Below are 14,528 nucleotides of genomic sequence, written 5' to 3' on the forward strand. Positions count from 1 at the left end.
CCCCTGGACCACTGTTTGCGACACCGAGCATCCGGTCTTTTTCCGGTATGCGGACGGAGGGAGCGGTATCCTTGTCCTCCCCCCTTATTAACCCCCGTGTTAATGTTCCGCTTTCCGAAGTTTTTCAACCCGACCGGGGCCAGCATACAGGATATCACGGCAATACGTTGCGAAATGGGACGATTTTCGACAAAAAGACCCGCGAATCACAGACGATTATCACAATCGTGCTGCGTTTCGCGGGCCATTTTGCGAATCACTCGCGTATTTTGACGCGGCTTATTCGGCGTCCTTGGCCTCGCCGCTACCCTTTTGCTTCAGCGCTTCGCCGAGAATATCACCCAGGCTCGCACCAGAATCGGTCGAACCATATTGTTCGACGGCCTTCTTCTCTTCGGCAACCTGAAGCGCCTTGATCGAGAAGTTCGGCTTTTTGGAACGATCGAAGCCGACGACCATGGCGTCGAACTTCTGGCCGACCTGGAAGCGATCCGGACGCTGCTCGTCGCGGTCGCGGCCCAGATCCGAACGTTTGGCGAAGCCGGTGGGGCCATCGTCGCCGACCTGGACGTCGAGACCGCCATCCTTGACGTCGAGCACGGTGACGGTTGCGATCTTGCCCTTGCGCAGATCGCCGGTGTCGCCGCCCGTCGCGGGGCCGCCACGTTCAAGCTGCTTCATGCCGAGGCTGATACGTTCCTTCTCCGGATCAACATCGAGGACGACGGCTTTGACCATTTCGCCCTTATGATGAAGATTGAGGGCTTCCTCGCCCGAAACGCCCCAGCTGATGTCCGACATGTGGACCATGCCATCGACATCGCCCTCGAGCCCGACGAACAAGCCGAATTCGGTGGCGTTCTTCACTTCGCCCTGGACTTCGGCGCCGACCGGGAAGCGTTCTGCAAAGCTGTCCCAAGGATTGGATTGAGCCTGTTTGAGGCCAAGGCTGATCCGGCGTTTTTCCTCGTCCACTTCGAGAACGACGACTTCGACCTGCTCGGAGGTCGAGACGATTTTGCCCGGATGGACGTTCTTCTTCGTCCAGCTCATCTCGGAGACGTGAACCAGGCCTTCGATGCCCGATTCCAGCTCCACGAAAGCGCCGTATTCGGTGATGTTCGTAACGCGGCCGGTGAAACGGGCGTCGACCGGATATTTCGCCGAGGCACCTTCCCACGGATCGGTTTCGAGCTGCTTCATGCCGAGACTGATGCGCTGCGTTTCGCGGTTGATGCGGACGATCTGCACCGTAACCTTGTCGCCGATTCCAACCATCTCGGAGGGATGGTTGATCCGCTTGTAGCTCATATCGGTGACATGGAGCAGGCCGTCGATGCCCCCGAGATCGACGAATGCGCCGTAATCGGTGATATTCTTGACGACGCCCTCGATTACCTGGCCTTCGGCGAGGCTCTGGATCAGATCGCTGCGCTGTTCGGCGCGGGTTTCCTCGAGCACGGCGCGGCGCGAGACGACGATGTTGCCGCGGCGGCGATCCATCTTGAGGATCTGGAAGGGCTGGGGGATGTCCATCAGCGGGGTGACATCGCGCACCGGGCGGATATCGACCTGGCTGCCGGGCAGGAAGGCCACGGCGCCGCCGAGATCGACGGTGAAGCCGCCTTTGACGCGGCCGAAGATCGTGCCTTCGACACGCGCTTCCTTGTCATATTCGGTTTCGAGCCGGTCCCAGGCCGCTTCGCGGCGGGCACGGTCGCGCGACAGCATGGCTTCGCCATTCGCATTTTCGACGCGGTCGACATAGACTTCGACCTCGTCTCCGACCTTGAGTTCGGCTTTCTGGCCTGGCGCGGCGAATTCGCGCAGCGACACACGGCCTTCCGATTTCAGGCCGACATCGATGACGGCAAGATCATTTTCGATACCGGTGACGGTACCCTTGACCACTTGGCCTTCGAAGCTGTCCGCTCCGCCAAGGGTCTCGTTCAACAGTTTTTCAAAATCGTCCCGCGTGGGATTCGGCGCAGTTGCCATGAATGAAGTCCTTTATTTCGTCGTTACAGGCCGTCCGGTTGTCTCCGGAGGTCTTGGAACATCGATTGCAGCGTCGGCCCCATGCCGATGCCGCACCCAGTTTTCGATCCTTTTCGCAAAAGCATAAAACGCGCCGAAGCCCCGGCCCTTCGACCGTTGCCTGACACGTTGCTGAAGGGATGCGGTTCTTACCGCTTACCCGTCCTAGCTTCTACGAGCGCAATCGCCCGCTGGACGGCGGCGGATATAGTAAGATCGGACGTATCGAGCAAGTCCGCATCTTCGGCGCGCTTCAGCGGCGCATTGGCGCGTTCGCTGTCGCGTTTGTCGCGTTGGATGATGTCGGCGAGGATGGCGTCATGGTTTGCATCCTGATTGTCGGCGCTTTCGTCCCTGTAACGACGCTCGGCACGAATTTCGGGGCTTGCAGTGACGAACAGCTTGGCATCGGCATGGGGAGCTATCACGGTGCCGATATCGCGTCCGTCGAGTACCGCACCGCCAGGTTGGGCTGCAAAGGCCTTTTGTCGCTCAATCAGCGCAGCGCGTACTTCGGGATGGACCGATACGCGGGAAGCATAGGCGCCGGCCCCTTCGCTGCGCAGCGCCGGGTCTTCGAGCAAAGCATCGGGGAAATCGCAGGCGGTGAGCGCGATATTGGGATTGTCAGGATCGCCGCCCGCGCGCAGCACGCCGATGCCGACCGCTCGATAAAGCAGCCCGGTATCGAGCCAGGGCAGGGCGAAATGCACTGCGAGCGCCTTGGCGATCGTTCCCTTGCCGGATGCGGCGGGTCCGTCGACGGCGATGATCATATGAAATGGCTCGATGTCAGTTGGGCGGACACGAACTCTCCGTCCAGAAAATAAACGGTGATCCAGCCTTGCCCGATCATCGCGAAGCAGGATTCGTTCGACGCAGCGTCCCGTTCTTGTGGCATGCATTCAAGAGACGCGCCTTCGAGAAAGTGTGACGCGCGGCCCAGCACTTCGTCTCGGCTGCGGGCGTCGCCTATCCCCATCGCTGGAATGCGCCGGCCTTCAAAATCCGCCGCCGCGACGATTTTGATTTTCAGGTCTTCTAAATAGTAGTGCTGCACCCTTGAGCGGTCATAATAGGTGCATTCGGACAACGGATATTCCGCGCAAAAGGAATATATAGGCGGAACCTGTCGGGCCATTTCCGGCAACTCGCGGGAGTAGAAGGATATCGACGAAAAGCTCGCGCTAGCTCTGTCTAGGAGAGCTTGGCCTTGATCGAGATTCGGTGGAGTCTGCGCCACAGTAACGGTGCCAAGAAAGGTCGACCCGAAGATTAATAGGCCAACGAGGTGCGATATTCCCCTCACGGCGCAATCGCCCCCAGATCGGCGAGCATCGGCGGGAAGCTGGGAAAGCTCGTCGCTATCGGACTGATATCGTCGATCAGCACACCGCCTTCCGACGCGAGACCGGCGACGGCGAAGCTCATCGCTATGCGGTGATCGAGCGAAGTCCTGATCTCCGGCATTGCGGACTCGCCCTTTATCTTCTCTCCCCCCGAGCCGGTGATGGTCAGTCCGTCTTCCCGCTCGTCGAGCTGCACACCGAATTGTTTGAGCCCGGACGCCATCGTCGCCAGCCGGTCGGATTCCTTGACGCGCAGCTCGCCGAGTCCGCTGGTTTTGGTTTCGCCTTCGGCGAGCGCGGCGGCGACGAACAGGATCGGGAATTCATCGATCATGCGCGGAGCGATCTCGGGCGGCACATCGACGCCCTTCAAGACCGAATGGCGGGCGCGGATGTCGGCAACCGGTTCGCCGCCCACTTCGCGCTCATTCTCGAAAACGATATCGGCGCCCATTTCCTTCAGCACTTCGAACAGCCCGGTTCTCGTTTCGTTAATGCCGACATGCTGGACAAGGATGTCCGAGCCCGGGACGAGCAGCGCGGCGACGATTGGGAAGGCGGCGGACGAGGGGTCGCCGGGAATGGACAGATTTTGCGGGCGCAGTTCGGCCTCACCGGTCACGCTGATGATGCGTTCGCTGCCGGCTTCCTCGATCGCAATGTCGGCGCCGAACGCTTTGAGCATCCGTTCGCTATGATCGCGGGTGCGCTCGGGTTCGATGACGCGGGTGACGCCCGGTGTATTCAGCGCGGCAAGCAGCACCGCCGATTTCACCTGCGCCGAAGGGACCGGCAGGCGATATTCGATGGGGACAGCGGGTACGCGCCCGTGAACCATCAGCGGTAACCGGCCGCCGGGCGTGACCGAAAATTCGGCCCCCATTTTCGATAACGGTTCGATCACCCGGTTCATCGGGCGCCGCGAGAGCGAGGGATCGCCGATGAAGGTCGCGGTGATCGCATGGCTGGCGACCAGCCCCATTAAAAGGCGCGCGCTGGTTCCAGAATTGCCCATGTCGAGCGCGGTTTCCGGTTGCAGCAGGCCGCCAACGCCGACACCCGAAACCGCCCAGTTGCCATTCGAATCCTGCCCGACCTGGGCGCCCATGGACCAGAGCGCGGCGACGGTGGCGATCACGTCCTCACTTTCGAGCAGCCCCTCGATGCGGCTGTCGCCGACGGCCATGGCCGCGAGAATCAGGGCCCTGTGGCTGATCGACTTGTCGCCCGGCACACGCGCATGGCCGCGCAACGGGCCGCGCAAGGAGAAGGGGCGAGGAATAGGGTTGTGCGACATGGATTGGTTCTTATCTGGCGTATGGGCGATGCGGGAATGCCAAGCAGTTTGACAGCGGGGTTTTGACAGTGGCAACCCCTTGTGGCAAGCGCCCGCCCGAAATGCGGGTAATGCTCGTAAGACCCTTTACAATCCGATTCGATGAAAGATTGAAATCCTATGGTGAAGCCTGAATGGGGCACGAAGCGGACCTGCCCGAAATGTGGACTTCGTTTCTACGACTTGGGCGAGGACGATCCGGTAACCTGCATTGGTAGCGAATGCGGTGCGATCTGGGAGCCGGAGCCGGTGCTGAAATCGAAGCAGCCGGTCGCCTTCGAGCCCGAAAACAAGGAAGCGGAGGCCAAGAAAGCCGATGCGGATCTGTCTGATGACGACGATGACGATGACGACGATCTCGATATCGATGTCGACGAAGATGCGGAGGTGAATCCGGACGACGAAGTCGATCTGGGCGGCGACGACGATATCCAGGTCGATACCAGCGCCAGCACCGACGAGAAGGAAGACGACAGCTAGTCGTCTCCCGCGCAAAACCATTCTTGCATAGGGCGGGCGGTGCCGCTAAACGCGCCGCCTGCACTTGATGGGGCCGTAGCTCAGCTGGGAGAGCGCTACACTGGCAGTGTAGAGGTCAGGGGTTCGATCCCCCTCGGCTCCACCAAAATTCCCGATTAAGCGATGTGGCACGCCTGGTGGATAATACTCGCTCGCTTCTGCCAGAAGCATTCGGCCATTCGTCGAAAATCGCTTGGGTGCCCACCGGTGCACTTCCAAGCTGTCTCCAGACAAAATGGGGGCATTCCAATGGCATCTCTACGTTCGATTCTCGCGCGCGCGATCGCGCCTATAGCGGCGACTTTTCTGCTGGCCATGCCGGCGGCGGCGCAAAATGCGCTCGGCACCGAGGTCGCTAACGCCTTGCCCGATCGCGGCGAATTCCATCTCGGCCTGTTCAATGGCGGTGAGGCCGACGGCACGATGCGCCTCGGCTGGATAAAGCGCGACGATGGCATCCTGCTCTACGACCGCACGATGATGCCCAGCGACGGCGTCTACGAAGTTGTGACCTTCGATCTTGCGCCGGACTTCACGTTTCGCGACGCCCATATCCTTTATTATCGCGGTGTCGCACATCTCGAGGTCGATCTCGATTTCGACGGCTCTCATGTCACCGGACGGCGGACGATCCATCGCCTCGAGGAGATGACGGTGGAAGAGGTCGATCTGGAACTGCCCGAAAATTCTCTGCCCCGGCCGATCGCCTTCCTCATGCCGATGGTCCTGTCCGCCGAAGACGGCGCCGAGACGGTTTTTCCCTGGTTCGGTCCGCTCGGCAACGCGATGGCCGATGTCACGGTAACGGCTCGGCCTGGCGGCACGATCGAAACGCCTGCCGGCAGCTTCGATACCATCCGCTACGAGATCCGCGGCGGGGCCCCCGACAACGATGTCTATGTTACCCGCGGCGTAGACCGTCGCGTAGTGCGCATCGATGTCGTGGGGCAGGACATGCAGTTCCTCGCGCTGCCGGACCCCGCCGCGGTTGAATAGGGCGATCGCCGTTAGAGCGATACATCTGCAACCATGGCGCGCACCGTGGCTTCGAGTTCCGGGCCGGCCTTTTCGGGCGTTCCTGCATCAAAGGGCGGACAGGGATCATATTCGAGGAAGAGCTGGGCGATCTTGGCGGCCTGTTCGCCGGCCAGTTCCTCGGCAAGGGTAAGCCCGAAATCGATGCCGGCGGTTACACCGCCACCTGAAATCCGGTTGCGGTCTCTCACCACACGTTCTGCCACGGGTTCTGCCCCGAAATCGGGCAGCCGGTCGCGCAGCAGCCAGTGGCAGGCCGCTTTATAATTTGTGAGCAGTCCGGCCGCGCCCAGCAACAACGATCCACTGCAAACCGAGGTCACATAGCGCGCCTGTTCGCCCTGCCGCCTGACGAAAGCGAGGACGTCCTGATCATCCATGATCGCGCCCTGGCCAAGGCCGCCGGGGATGCAGATCACGTCGAGATCGGGGCAGCTATCGAAATCGTCGGTCGGCAGGATTGCGAAGCCGGCGTCGGTCGGCACGGGATCGGTGGTCTTCCAGATGAAATGGATGATGGCGCCGGGCACGAGGCTGAGGACCTGCGCCGGTCCAGTGGCGTCGAGTTGGGTAACCTGCGGATAGATGAGAAAGCCGATATGGATGGGGTTGGTCATGATGCGTCTCCTTCGCCGGCGGGATAGGCGAAGAGGGGGTTGGCAGAAATGACAAAGATCGGATATATCCTGCCAAATGAAATCGCGGCGGGGAATCATCTTCTACATCTATGACGGTTTCGAGCTGCTCGACCTGTCGGGCCCGGCGTCGGTGTTTTCGATGGCGGATAGCTTGGGGGGTGGCGGGGCCTATTTCGTCGAAACCGTCTCTGCGCAGGGTGGCATGGTGCGAAGCGGTTCCGGCTTGTCCGTGTCTTCGCTGTCGCTTCGCGAGAGGCCCGTGCGCAACATCGATACCGTGTTGGCGGTCGGCGCCATGCCGCAAGGCCTCATGGCCGCGATGGCGTGCGAGGCGAGCCGGGTATGGATGCAGAGGGCTTGCGGGATAGCGGAACGCTTCGGTTCGATCTGCTCGGGCGCTTTCATTCTCGCCGAGGCCGGGCTGCTCGATGGTCACCGTGTGGCGACCCATTGGGAGGGATGTCGCCAGCTTGCCAAGGCCTATCCCCGGATCGACGTCGATCCCGACGCGCTCTATGTCCAGCAGGGCAAGCTCTGGACGTCGGCGGGCGTTACCACCGGTATCGATATGGCACTGGCGATGGTCGAGAAAGATCATGGGCCGGTGTTGAAAGCTGCGGTTGCCAAGGCGCTCGTCGTCTACGCGCATCGGCCCGGTAACCAGTCTCAGTTTAGCGCGGTGCTGGAAGCGCAGACGGCCGCGACCGGTTTTTCCGATCTCGGCGCATGGATCGAGGAGCGACTGGACCGGCCGATCCGCGTCGAGGAAATGGCGCGCCAGGCGGGTATGTCGGAACGCACTTTCTATCGGCGCTTCACCCAAAGGACCGGGATGACGCCGTCCAAATATCTGGAAACGTTGAGACTGGACCGCGCCCGGCAAATGCTGGAGGCAGGTCGGCCGGTAAAGACCGTCGCCCATGCCGTCGGCTTTGCGTCCGAAGGCGGTTTCCGTGCCGCGTTCGAAGCGCGCTACGATCTCGCGCCGTCACTGCACCGGGTTGTGCATGGCTCGGCCTAGGCCGCGAGAAAGCCCTCCAGCCGCTGCCGGATAATCGCATCGGCTTCGTTCATGATCCGATCGATCAACTCCTTGCAGGTCGGGATATCGTGGATCAGGCCGGCGACCATGCCGCAGCTCCACGCGCCGCGATCCATCTCGCCCTCCATCATGATCTGCGGATAGACGCCCGCGACTTGGTCCAGAATGTCCGTGATCTGCAGGTCCGCGCCCTTTTCCTGTTCGATCTTCAGGATCTCGTCGACGGCCGCGTTCTTCAGCACGCGTTCGGTGTTGCGCAGCGGGCGCATGACGAGCGCGGTATCGAGTTCGCTCGCCGCGACGATCGCCTGTTTCACATTGTCGTGCACCGGCGCTTCTTTCGTGGCGATGAAGCGCGTGCCCATGTTGACGCCTTCCGCGCCCATGGCAAGCGACGCCACGAGGCTGCGCGCATCGGCCTGGCCACCGCTTGCTACGAACGGGATGTCGAGTTCGTCGGCGGCGCGGGGCAGCAGGATCATGTTGGGAATATCGTCTTCGCCCGGATGGCCGCCGCATTCGAAACCATCGACGCTCACCGCGTCGCAGCCGATCGACTGGGCTTTGAGTGAATGGCGCACGCTCGTGCATTTATGGATGATCTTGATCCCCGCTTCTTTCAGCTTCGGCAGATGCTCGGCCGGATTGCGCCCGGCGGTCTCGACCGCCTTGATGCCGTTCGAAATGATGGCGTCGATATATTCGGGATAGGGCGGGGTGGCGAAGGCGGGCAGGAAGGTCAGGTTCACGCCGATCGGCTTGTCGGTCAGTTCGCGCGCCTTCTTGATCTCCTTGTCGAGATCGTCGGGCGTCTTCTGGGTGAGCCCGGTGATGATGCCGAGGCCGCCGGCTTCGGAGACCGCCGCCGCCAGCTCCGCAAAGCCGACATAATGCATGCCGCCCTGGATGATCGGATGTTCGATGCCGAACAGTTCGGTGATACGGGTTTTCATGCGATTATTTTCCCTTCCAGTTCGGTGCGCGTTTTTCGGCAAAGGCGGCGGCGCCTTCGCGCGCGTCTTCGGAAACGAAGACCGCACCGGCCATCTGGCCCTGCTTCTTCCACATTTCCTCTTTCGACCATTGTTCGGATTCGACGATTATCTGTTTCGAGACGCGGACCGCGAGCGGGCCATTGGCGGAAATCTTGGCGGCGAGTTCCAACGCCCCCTCGATCGACGCGCCGAAGGTCAGATGATTGACGAGGCCGATGGCATGGGCGCGCTCGGCGTCGATGAATTCGCCCGTCAGCGCCAGCTCCATGGCGAGCCGGGGGGTGATCTGGCGCGGCAGCTTGATGAGCCCGCCGGCACCGGCGACGAGGCCGCGTTTCACCTCCGGGATCCCGAATTTTGCCTCGCGATTGGCGACGATCAGGTCGCAGGAGATGGCGAGTTCCATGCCGCCGGCCAGCGCATAGCCGTCGACCGCGGCGATCAATGGCTTGGCCGGCGGTTTCTCGGTCAGACCGCCAAAACCACGGCCCGGAACGAGCGGCGTTTCGCCTTTGAGAAAACCCTTTAGGTCCATGCCCGAACAGAAGGTGCCGCCCGCGCCGGTGAGAATACCGACGGTGAGGGCGTCATTGCCGTCGAGTTCGTCGAGCGCGGCCGCGATGCCCTCGGCGGTGGCCTTGTTGACCGCGTTCTTCGCCTCGGGCCGGTTGATCGTGATCGTGAGTACGCCATTTTCGGCGCTCGTTAGTACAGGGTCGGTCATGGCATCCTCCCATGGGTGATCGCTTTGGGGCGATTCCTTTTCGGCCAGTGTCGCGCTGGTTTACGTTCACGTCAACCTTGGTTTGTCCGCGCTTTTCCTAAATAAGGCGGGCATGTCCGATGCTGCCTTCCGACCACGCCGATCCTGCCTGTTCATGCCGGGATCGAACGACCGCGCCATGGAGAAAGCGAAATCGCTTCCCGCCGACGTCATCATCTTCGACCTGGAGGACGCGGTAGCGCCCGATGCCAAGGTCGAAGCGCGCGATGCGGTTGCCGAAGCGGTGCAAGACGGCGACTATGGGGAGCGGGAACTCGTCATGCGCGTCAATGGCATCGGCACGCCCTGGTTCGAGGACGATCTCGCCGCCGCGAAGGCTGCCAATGTGGCGGCGGTGCTGGTACCCAAGGTCAATTCGGCCGACGATATCCGGCATGCCGCGCTCGGTGAGATCCCGGTATGGGCGATGGTCGAAACGCCGCTCGCCGTCCTCAATATCGCAGAGATCGCGGCTGCGCCCGCGTTGGCCGCCCTCGTCATGGGCACCAACGATCTCGGCAAGGATATGCGCGCTGCAATGACGCCGGATCGCCGGGCCTTCCTGACGGCGCTCTCGATGACGGTGACGGCGGCCCGTGCACACGGGAAGGTCGCCATCGACGGCGTCTATAACGGGATTGGCGACGCGGAAGCGTTGAAGGACGAGTGCGATCAGGGCCGTACGCTTGGCTTCGAGGGCAAATCGCTGATCCACCCCGCGCAGATCGACATTGCCAATCGGATTTATTCCCCCTCGGCCGATGCGTTGGACGAGGCCCGCGCGATCATTGCGGCGTTCGAAGAGGCGGAAAATACCGAAAAAGGCGTCATCCGGGTAAACGGGAAGATGGCCGAACGGCTGCATCTCGAAGAAGCGAAAAAGCTGGTCGCGCTTTCCGATATGATCGACGCTGCCGCCTGATCCTTCGCTAAATCGTTGAAAATGCGGGAATGGGAATGTCCCCGGGCGGGACAGTACGTCGCGATCCCCAGATTAACCTAATTTGGCCCTAACGCTCGTCCTAAACAAAAGGTTAAAAATGCGGTCATGGCTGCCGCACCGACCGAATCGCTTTACCCGCCGCTGACCGCGCGGCTCATCAACCGTAGCGACGATACGGACGAACCGATCTCCCGCCGCAAACCGCTTTTCCCCCGGCGGGACGAACTGGCCCGCGATGCCAAGCTGTTCACAATTACCTGGGGCTGCGGCTTCGTCTTCTTCATCACGTTTCTGGGCTAAGCGGCACCGCCCCGCACCGGGCCTCCATCGCGAGCTAATCGCAGGCCTTGTGGAGTAGCCAGGCCGTCCAGGCCGAAACCAGGCACATGCTGGCAACCAGAAACAGCTGTTCGGTCGTCGAGACGCCGAGCAGGCTAAGCCCGTACGCCGCCAGCGCGCCGAGCACCATGCAGCCTGAATTGACGACATTGTTGGCCGCCACCGTGCGCGCCGTCTGGCTGATGTCCACGGTCGTCGTGATGAAGGCGTATAGCGGCACGACGAACATGCCCCCTGCGATCGATACGCCGATCAAGGTGCCCAGCAGCAGCCAGCTGTCGTCGTGCAGGATGAAACCGTGAAGGTCGTACAGGCCGCCGTCGGACAGACCTTCCCATTGCACGGAAATAAAATAGAGAAGCAGCACGAATGCGCCCATCAAGATCACGCTGGCAGGAGCGATCCGCGCCGATACCTGGCCCTTGAGCAACCGGTTGGCGAGCACCGATCCGATCGCGATCCCGATCGAGAAGATGCCGAGGAACAGGCTCGCTACGGTCGGGTCGGCGGTCAGCACATTTTTTACCAGCGGCGGGAACTGGATGATCAGCACCGACCCGATCGTCCAGAAAAAGCTGATCGCGATGATCGCGAGGAACAGGCGCCGGATGTGCAGGGTGCCATAGATGAGCCGATAGGAGGAACGGAAGATGTTGTAATCGACCGGTTCGGGCTCCTTTTGCGGCGGCGCCGGCGGCACGAATTGGGCAGAGATCCGGCCGATAACGGCGACACTCAACACCCAGATCGCCGCCCAATAGGGGCCGAACCAGTCGATGATCACGCCGCCGAGAATCGTGCCCGCAAGGATGGCGACATAGGTGCCCGCCTCGACGAGGCCCGTACCGGCCAGAACCTCGTCCTTTTCCAGGTGCTGGGGCATCAGCGCATATTTGATCGGCCCGAAAAAAGTCGATTGCAGACCCAGCGCGAACAGCGCCGTCAGCATCAGCGGGATCGACTGGAGAATGAGGCCCGCAGCGCCGGTGATCGCGATCAGGATCTCCGCGGTCTTCACGACGCGGATGATTTTCGCCTTATCGTGATTGTCAGCCAGTTGTCCGGCGATCGCCGAGAACAGGAAAAAGGGGAGGATGAAAAGCCCGGTGGTTATCGTGCTGAACTGGAATTCGAGCGTTTCATCGTCATAGACCTCGTAGATCACGAGCACGATCATCGCGAATTTGAAGAGATTGTCGTTGAACGCCCCCAGCATCTGGGTCACGAAAAGGGGCAGGAAGCGGCGCTTCGCCAGAAGGAGCAGGGATGTCGGCATGCAGTCCTTGCTGGAAGCGGAAGGGCGCGTCGAATGCTGGGGGCGAGACATAGCGGAGCCGTAACGGTGCGCCAAGTGGAACGATAACAGAGATGAAACAATCGGCTCTTTATTGCGCCGGGCAAAAGCGGCTAGGGATGGCCGCGTCATGCTGACATTGCCCAACCTGTTGACCCTTTCCCGGATTTTCGCGGTCCCCATTCTTGTCGCCTTGCTCTGGGATTCCGCCTGGCTCGGCTATATCTGCGCCTTCATCCTCTATTGCGTCGTAGGCGTGACCGATTATTTCGACGGATATCTCGCACGGTCGCAAGGAACCGTGTCGAAGCTTGGCATTTTCCTCGATCCGATCGCCGACAAGGTCATGATCGCAGCGGTCATCGTGATGCTGATCTTCACCCGCGATATCGAAGGCTGGCATGTGATCGCGGCGATGGTCATCTTGGTCCGAGAAATCACGGTTTCGGGACTGCGCGAATTCCTGGCCGGTCTCAGCATATCCGTGCCGGTCAGCAGGCTCGCCAAATGGAAGACAACCTTCCAGATGGTGGCGCTCGGCGCATTAATCCTCGCTGGGGCCGCCTTCCACGCGCCCTGGCCGCAATTCGACTGGATCAAGCTGGTCGGACTGGTATCGCTCTGGCTCGCGGCCGGGCTGACGATCGTGACCGGCTGGGATTATCTGCGCGCCGGGCTCCGGCACATGGACTGAAGCCTTGGGCATCGAGCTTCTCTATTTCGCCTGGGTGCGCGAAGCGATCGGCAAGGATGGCGAGACGGCGGAACCCCCGGCTGACGCGCAGACCGTTGGCGATCTTGTTGCTTGGCTGGCGGCCAAGGGCGACGGCTATGGCGAGGCGCTGGGCACCCGGGACAAGCTTCGTGTTGCCGTCGATCAGGTCTTTGCCGGCTTCGATACGCCGCTTGACGGCGTCCGCGAGATCGCGATCTTTCCACCGGTAACAGGGGGATGACACCCGAGATTCGCATCCAGCCGGAAGATTTCGAGCCCGGCGCGGAAATTGCGCGGCTCGAGGGCCTGGGCGGCGGGGCCGTCGCGACGTTCACGGGGCTGGTGCGCGGCGAGGGCGGGATTCGGACGATGGGGCTCGAACATTATCCGGGGATGACGGAAAAGGCGCTTGGCGGGATCGCCGACCAGGCAGCCGCGCGCTGGGCGCTGGCAGGCGTGACCATAATCCACCGGGTCGGGCGACTCGGGCCCGGCGCTCGGATCGTTTTCGTCGGGACGGCTTCGCACCATCGTCGCGACGCGATCGAGGCGATGCATTTCATCATCGACTGGTTGAAAACCGACGCTCCCTTTTGGAAGCGCGAAGAGTTTGCGGACGGCCGCAGCGAGTGGGTCGCGGCGCGAGCGGCCGACGATGCTGCGCGGGATCGCTGGAGCGGCTGACAAAGAAAAAGGGCGCCGCAGCGCGACGCCCTTTCCCGGTGATTGCGTAAGGGCCTAGTCGTCGCCGGTTTCCGGCTGCGGAAGGAGCACGCCGTTGATGACATGGACGATGCCGTTCGACTGGTGCACGTCGGGCTGGGTCACATAGCCGACACCGCCAAGTTCGTCATGCAGCGCGACGGCGCCATTGACGATGGTCGCGCGCAGCGGAGAACCTTCGACGGTCGTCAGGAGCAATTCGCCGCCCGCCGCCTCGATACGCTGGGTCAGTGTCTCGGCATCGAGCTCGCCCGGGAGCACGTGATAGCTGAGGATCTGTGCGAGCTGGGCTTTCACCGCATCCTGCATCAACTGGTCGACGATGCCGTCCGGCAGCATGCCGAAAGCTTCGTTGGTCGGCGCGAAGACCGTGTACGGTCCCGGGCCGGAAAGGGTATCGACCAGTTCGGCCTGCTCGATGGCGGCGACAAGGGTCGTGAGATTGGACGCATTCGATGCATTGGTAACGATCGTTTGCGTCGGCAGCATTTCCGCGCCGCCGACGGTAACGGCTTCGCTGGTTTCTGCGTCGGCGCTGGCTTCTGCGTCGGTCGCGGCAGCGGCTTCGGCCGGTGCTTCGGCTTCGCCTTCATGGTGATCGGCAAGCGCCGGAGTGGACGTCATTGCGAAGGCGGCCAGTGCCAAGGATACGCTGGGCGTACCGGCCTTTCGCTTCAAGTTCATCAAGATTCTTCTCCTCATTGGGTTGTTGAAACACATAGTAACATACAAAATCTGTGGCTGAGCTGAACAGGGAAAGCGGGAAAAACCGGCCAAAACGGGCCGGACATCGCCGGGAG

17 protein-coding genes and 1 tRNA gene are annotated in these 14,528 nt (G+C 61.6%); 9 read left to right on the forward strand and 9 right to left on the reverse strand.

Going from position 1 to position 14,528, the window contains the following annotated elements; all coding sequences use genetic code 11:
• Positions 1-279: 279 nt before the first annotated feature.
• From rpsA to aroA, 4 genes are all read right to left on the reverse strand, one after another.
• Positions 280-1,998: a 30S ribosomal protein S1 gene (gene rpsA, locus H6P80_RS06540; protein WP_185800494.1), complete on the reverse strand. Its 1,719-nt coding sequence runs from the start codon at positions 1,996-1,998 to the stop codon at positions 280-282.
• 188 nt (positions 1,999-2,186) lie between these two features.
• A complete protein-coding gene (locus tag H6P80_RS06545) occupies positions 2,187-2,813 on the reverse strand; it encodes a (d)CMP kinase (protein WP_185800495.1) in 627 nt (208 codons plus the stop codon).
• Positions 2,810-3,130, reverse strand: coding sequence for a hypothetical protein (locus H6P80_RS06550; protein ID WP_185800496.1), 321 nt, complete (start codon positions 3,128-3,130; stop codon positions 2,810-2,812). Before H6P80_RS06550 ends, H6P80_RS06545 begins: the two co-directional genes overlap by 4 nt.
• Positions 3,131-3,342: 212 nt before the next feature.
• Positions 3,343-4,683 carry a 3-phosphoshikimate 1-carboxyvinyltransferase gene (aroA, locus tag H6P80_RS06555; RefSeq protein ID WP_185800497.1) on the reverse strand — a complete coding sequence of 447 codons (1,341 nt, stop codon included), beginning with the start codon at positions 4,681-4,683 and terminating at the stop codon, positions 3,343-3,345.
• 159 nt (positions 4,684-4,842) lie between these two features.
• Between aroA and H6P80_RS06560 the strand changes: the two genes are divergently transcribed.
• The 3 genes from H6P80_RS06560 to H6P80_RS06570 all read left to right on the forward strand — a co-directional run bounded on the left by H6P80_RS06560 (position 4,843) and on the right by H6P80_RS06570 (position 6,237).
• Positions 4,843-5,202, forward strand: coding sequence for an FYDLN acid domain-containing protein (locus tag H6P80_RS06560; RefSeq protein WP_185800498.1), 360 nt, complete (start codon positions 4,843-4,845; stop codon positions 5,200-5,202).
• A gap of 69 nt (positions 5,203-5,271) precedes the next feature.
• A tRNA-Ala gene (locus H6P80_RS06565) sits at positions 5,272-5,347 on the forward strand.
• Between the two features lie 143 nt (positions 5,348-5,490).
• Entirely contained in the window at positions 5,491-6,237 is a 747-nt protein-coding gene (locus tag H6P80_RS06570) for a hypothetical protein (RefSeq protein ID WP_185800499.1), read from the forward strand.
• An 11-nt stretch (positions 6,238-6,248) separates the two neighbouring features.
• On the opposite strand, the gene H6P80_RS06575 is transcribed toward H6P80_RS06570, so the two are convergent.
• Entirely contained in the window at positions 6,249-6,893 is a 645-nt protein-coding gene (locus H6P80_RS06575) for a DJ-1/PfpI family protein (protein ID WP_185800500.1), read from the reverse strand.
• A gap of 76 nt (positions 6,894-6,969) precedes the next feature.
• Here H6P80_RS06575 and H6P80_RS06580 point away from each other — a divergent pair, with 76 nt between their 5' ends.
• Positions 6,970-7,935 carry a GlxA family transcriptional regulator gene (locus H6P80_RS06580; RefSeq protein WP_185800501.1) on the forward strand — a complete coding sequence of 322 codons (966 nt, stop codon included), beginning with the start codon at positions 6,970-6,972 and terminating at the stop codon, positions 7,933-7,935.
• Here the strand turns inward: H6P80_RS06580 and H6P80_RS06585 are convergent.
• Positions 7,932-8,909, reverse strand: a complete 978-nt coding sequence (locus H6P80_RS06585) for an NAD(P)H-dependent flavin oxidoreductase (protein ID WP_185800502.1) — start codon at positions 8,907-8,909, stop codon at positions 7,932-7,934. The two genes, H6P80_RS06580 and H6P80_RS06585, sit on opposite strands and share 4 nt — an antisense overlap.
• A gap of 4 nt (positions 8,910-8,913) precedes the next feature.
• Positions 8,914-9,675, reverse strand: coding sequence for a crotonase/enoyl-CoA hydratase family protein (locus H6P80_RS06590; protein WP_185800503.1), 762 nt, complete (start codon positions 9,673-9,675; stop codon positions 8,914-8,916).
• 112 nt (positions 9,676-9,787) lie between these two features.
• On the opposite strand from H6P80_RS06590, the gene H6P80_RS06595 reads away from it, so the two are divergent.
• Both H6P80_RS06595 and H6P80_RS06600 read left to right on the forward strand, forming a co-directional pair.
• Complete coding sequence (locus tag H6P80_RS06595) at positions 9,788-10,636, forward strand: HpcH/HpaI aldolase/citrate lyase family protein (protein WP_185800504.1); 849 nt, start codon at positions 9,788-9,790, stop codon at positions 10,634-10,636.
• Between the two features lie 126 nt (positions 10,637-10,762).
• Positions 10,763-10,957 carry a hypothetical protein gene (locus tag H6P80_RS06600; RefSeq protein WP_185800505.1) on the forward strand — a complete coding sequence of 65 codons (195 nt, stop codon included), beginning with the start codon at positions 10,763-10,765 and terminating at the stop codon, positions 10,955-10,957.
• A 34-nt stretch (positions 10,958-10,991) separates the two neighbouring features.
• On the opposite strand, the gene H6P80_RS06605 is transcribed toward H6P80_RS06600, so the two are convergent.
• Complete coding sequence (locus H6P80_RS06605) at positions 10,992-12,272, reverse strand: MFS transporter (protein ID WP_185800506.1); 1,281 nt, start codon at positions 12,270-12,272, stop codon at positions 10,992-10,994.
• A 148-nt stretch (positions 12,273-12,420) separates the two neighbouring features.
• Between H6P80_RS06605 and pgsA the strand changes: the two genes are divergently transcribed.
• From pgsA to H6P80_RS06620, 3 genes are read left to right on the forward strand one after another with little or no spacing between them, the layout of a single operon-like run.
• Positions 12,421-12,984: a CDP-diacylglycerol--glycerol-3-phosphate 3-phosphatidyltransferase gene (gene pgsA / locus H6P80_RS06610; protein WP_185800507.1), complete on the forward strand. Its 564-nt coding sequence runs from the start codon at positions 12,421-12,423 to the stop codon at positions 12,982-12,984.
• Positions 12,985-12,988: 4 nt separating this feature from the next.
• Positions 12,989-13,246, forward strand: a complete 258-nt coding sequence (moaD, locus tag H6P80_RS06615) for a molybdopterin converting factor subunit 1 (RefSeq protein ID WP_185800508.1) — start codon at positions 12,989-12,991, stop codon at positions 13,244-13,246.
• Entirely contained in the window at positions 13,243-13,689 is a 447-nt protein-coding gene (locus H6P80_RS06620; RefSeq protein ID WP_185800509.1) for a molybdenum cofactor biosynthesis protein MoaE, read from the forward strand. Before moaD ends, H6P80_RS06620 begins: the two co-directional genes overlap by 4 nt.
• Positions 13,690-13,743: 54 nt before the next feature.
• Here the strand turns inward: H6P80_RS06620 and H6P80_RS06625 are convergent, their stop codons facing one another.
• Entirely contained in the window at positions 13,744-14,412 is a 669-nt protein-coding gene (locus H6P80_RS06625) for a fasciclin domain-containing protein (protein WP_185800510.1), read from the reverse strand.
• Positions 14,413-14,528: the final 116 nt, after the last annotated feature.

The sequence above is a fragment of the Parasphingopyxis marina genome (assembly GCF_014237875.1).
Classification (GTDB): domain Bacteria; phylum Pseudomonadota; class Alphaproteobacteria; order Sphingomonadales; family Sphingomonadaceae; genus Parasphingopyxis; species Parasphingopyxis marina.

What these genes read in the sequence shown, in the direction of transcription:
- H6P80_RS06590 (WP_185800503.1), bottom strand. Translation starts at nt 9,675, where the DNA reads ATGACCGACCCTGTACTAACGAGCGCCGAAAATGGCGTACTCACGATC.
- H6P80_RS06625 (WP_185800510.1), bottom strand. Translation starts at nt 14,412, where the DNA reads ATGAACTTGAAGCGAAAGGCCGGTACGCCCAGCGTATCCTTGGCACTG.
- H6P80_RS06585 (WP_185800502.1), bottom strand. Translation starts at nt 8,909, where the DNA reads ATGAAAACCCGTATCACCGAACTGTTCGGCATCGAACATCCGATCATC.
- H6P80_RS06560 (WP_185800498.1), top strand. Translation starts at nt 4,843, where the DNA reads ATGGTGAAGCCTGAATGGGGCACGAAGCGGACCTGCCCGAAATGTGGA.
- H6P80_RS06620 (WP_185800509.1), top strand. Translation starts at nt 13,243, where the DNA reads ATGACACCCGAGATTCGCATCCAGCCGGAAGATTTCGAGCCCGGCGCG.
- aroA (WP_185800497.1), bottom strand. Translation starts at nt 4,683, where the DNA reads ATGTCGCACAACCCTATTCCTCGCCCCTTCTCCTTGCGCGGCCCGTTG.
- H6P80_RS06545 (WP_185800495.1), bottom strand. Translation starts at nt 2,813, where the DNA reads ATGATCATCGCCGTCGACGGACCCGCCGCATCCGGCAAGGGAACGATC.
- H6P80_RS06605 (WP_185800506.1), bottom strand. Translation starts at nt 12,272, where the DNA reads ATGCCGACATCCCTGCTCCTTCTGGCGAAGCGCCGCTTCCTGCCCCTT.
- H6P80_RS06595 (WP_185800504.1), top strand. Translation starts at nt 9,788, where the DNA reads ATGTCCGATGCTGCCTTCCGACCACGCCGATCCTGCCTGTTCATGCCG.
- H6P80_RS06600 (WP_185800505.1), top strand. Translation starts at nt 10,763, where the DNA reads ATGGCTGCCGCACCGACCGAATCGCTTTACCCGCCGCTGACCGCGCGG.
- H6P80_RS06575 (WP_185800500.1), bottom strand. Translation starts at nt 6,893, where the DNA reads ATGACCAACCCCATCCATATCGGCTTTCTCATCTATCCGCAGGTTACC.
- H6P80_RS06580 (WP_185800501.1), top strand. Translation starts at nt 6,970, where the DNA reads ATGAAATCGCGGCGGGGAATCATCTTCTACATCTATGACGGTTTCGAG.
- H6P80_RS06570 (WP_185800499.1), top strand. Translation starts at nt 5,491, where the DNA reads ATGGCATCTCTACGTTCGATTCTCGCGCGCGCGATCGCGCCTATAGCG.
- pgsA (WP_185800507.1), top strand. Translation starts at nt 12,421, where the DNA reads ATGCTGACATTGCCCAACCTGTTGACCCTTTCCCGGATTTTCGCGGTC.
- rpsA (WP_185800494.1), bottom strand. Translation starts at nt 1,998, where the DNA reads ATGGCAACTGCGCCGAATCCCACGCGGGACGATTTTGAAAAACTGTTG.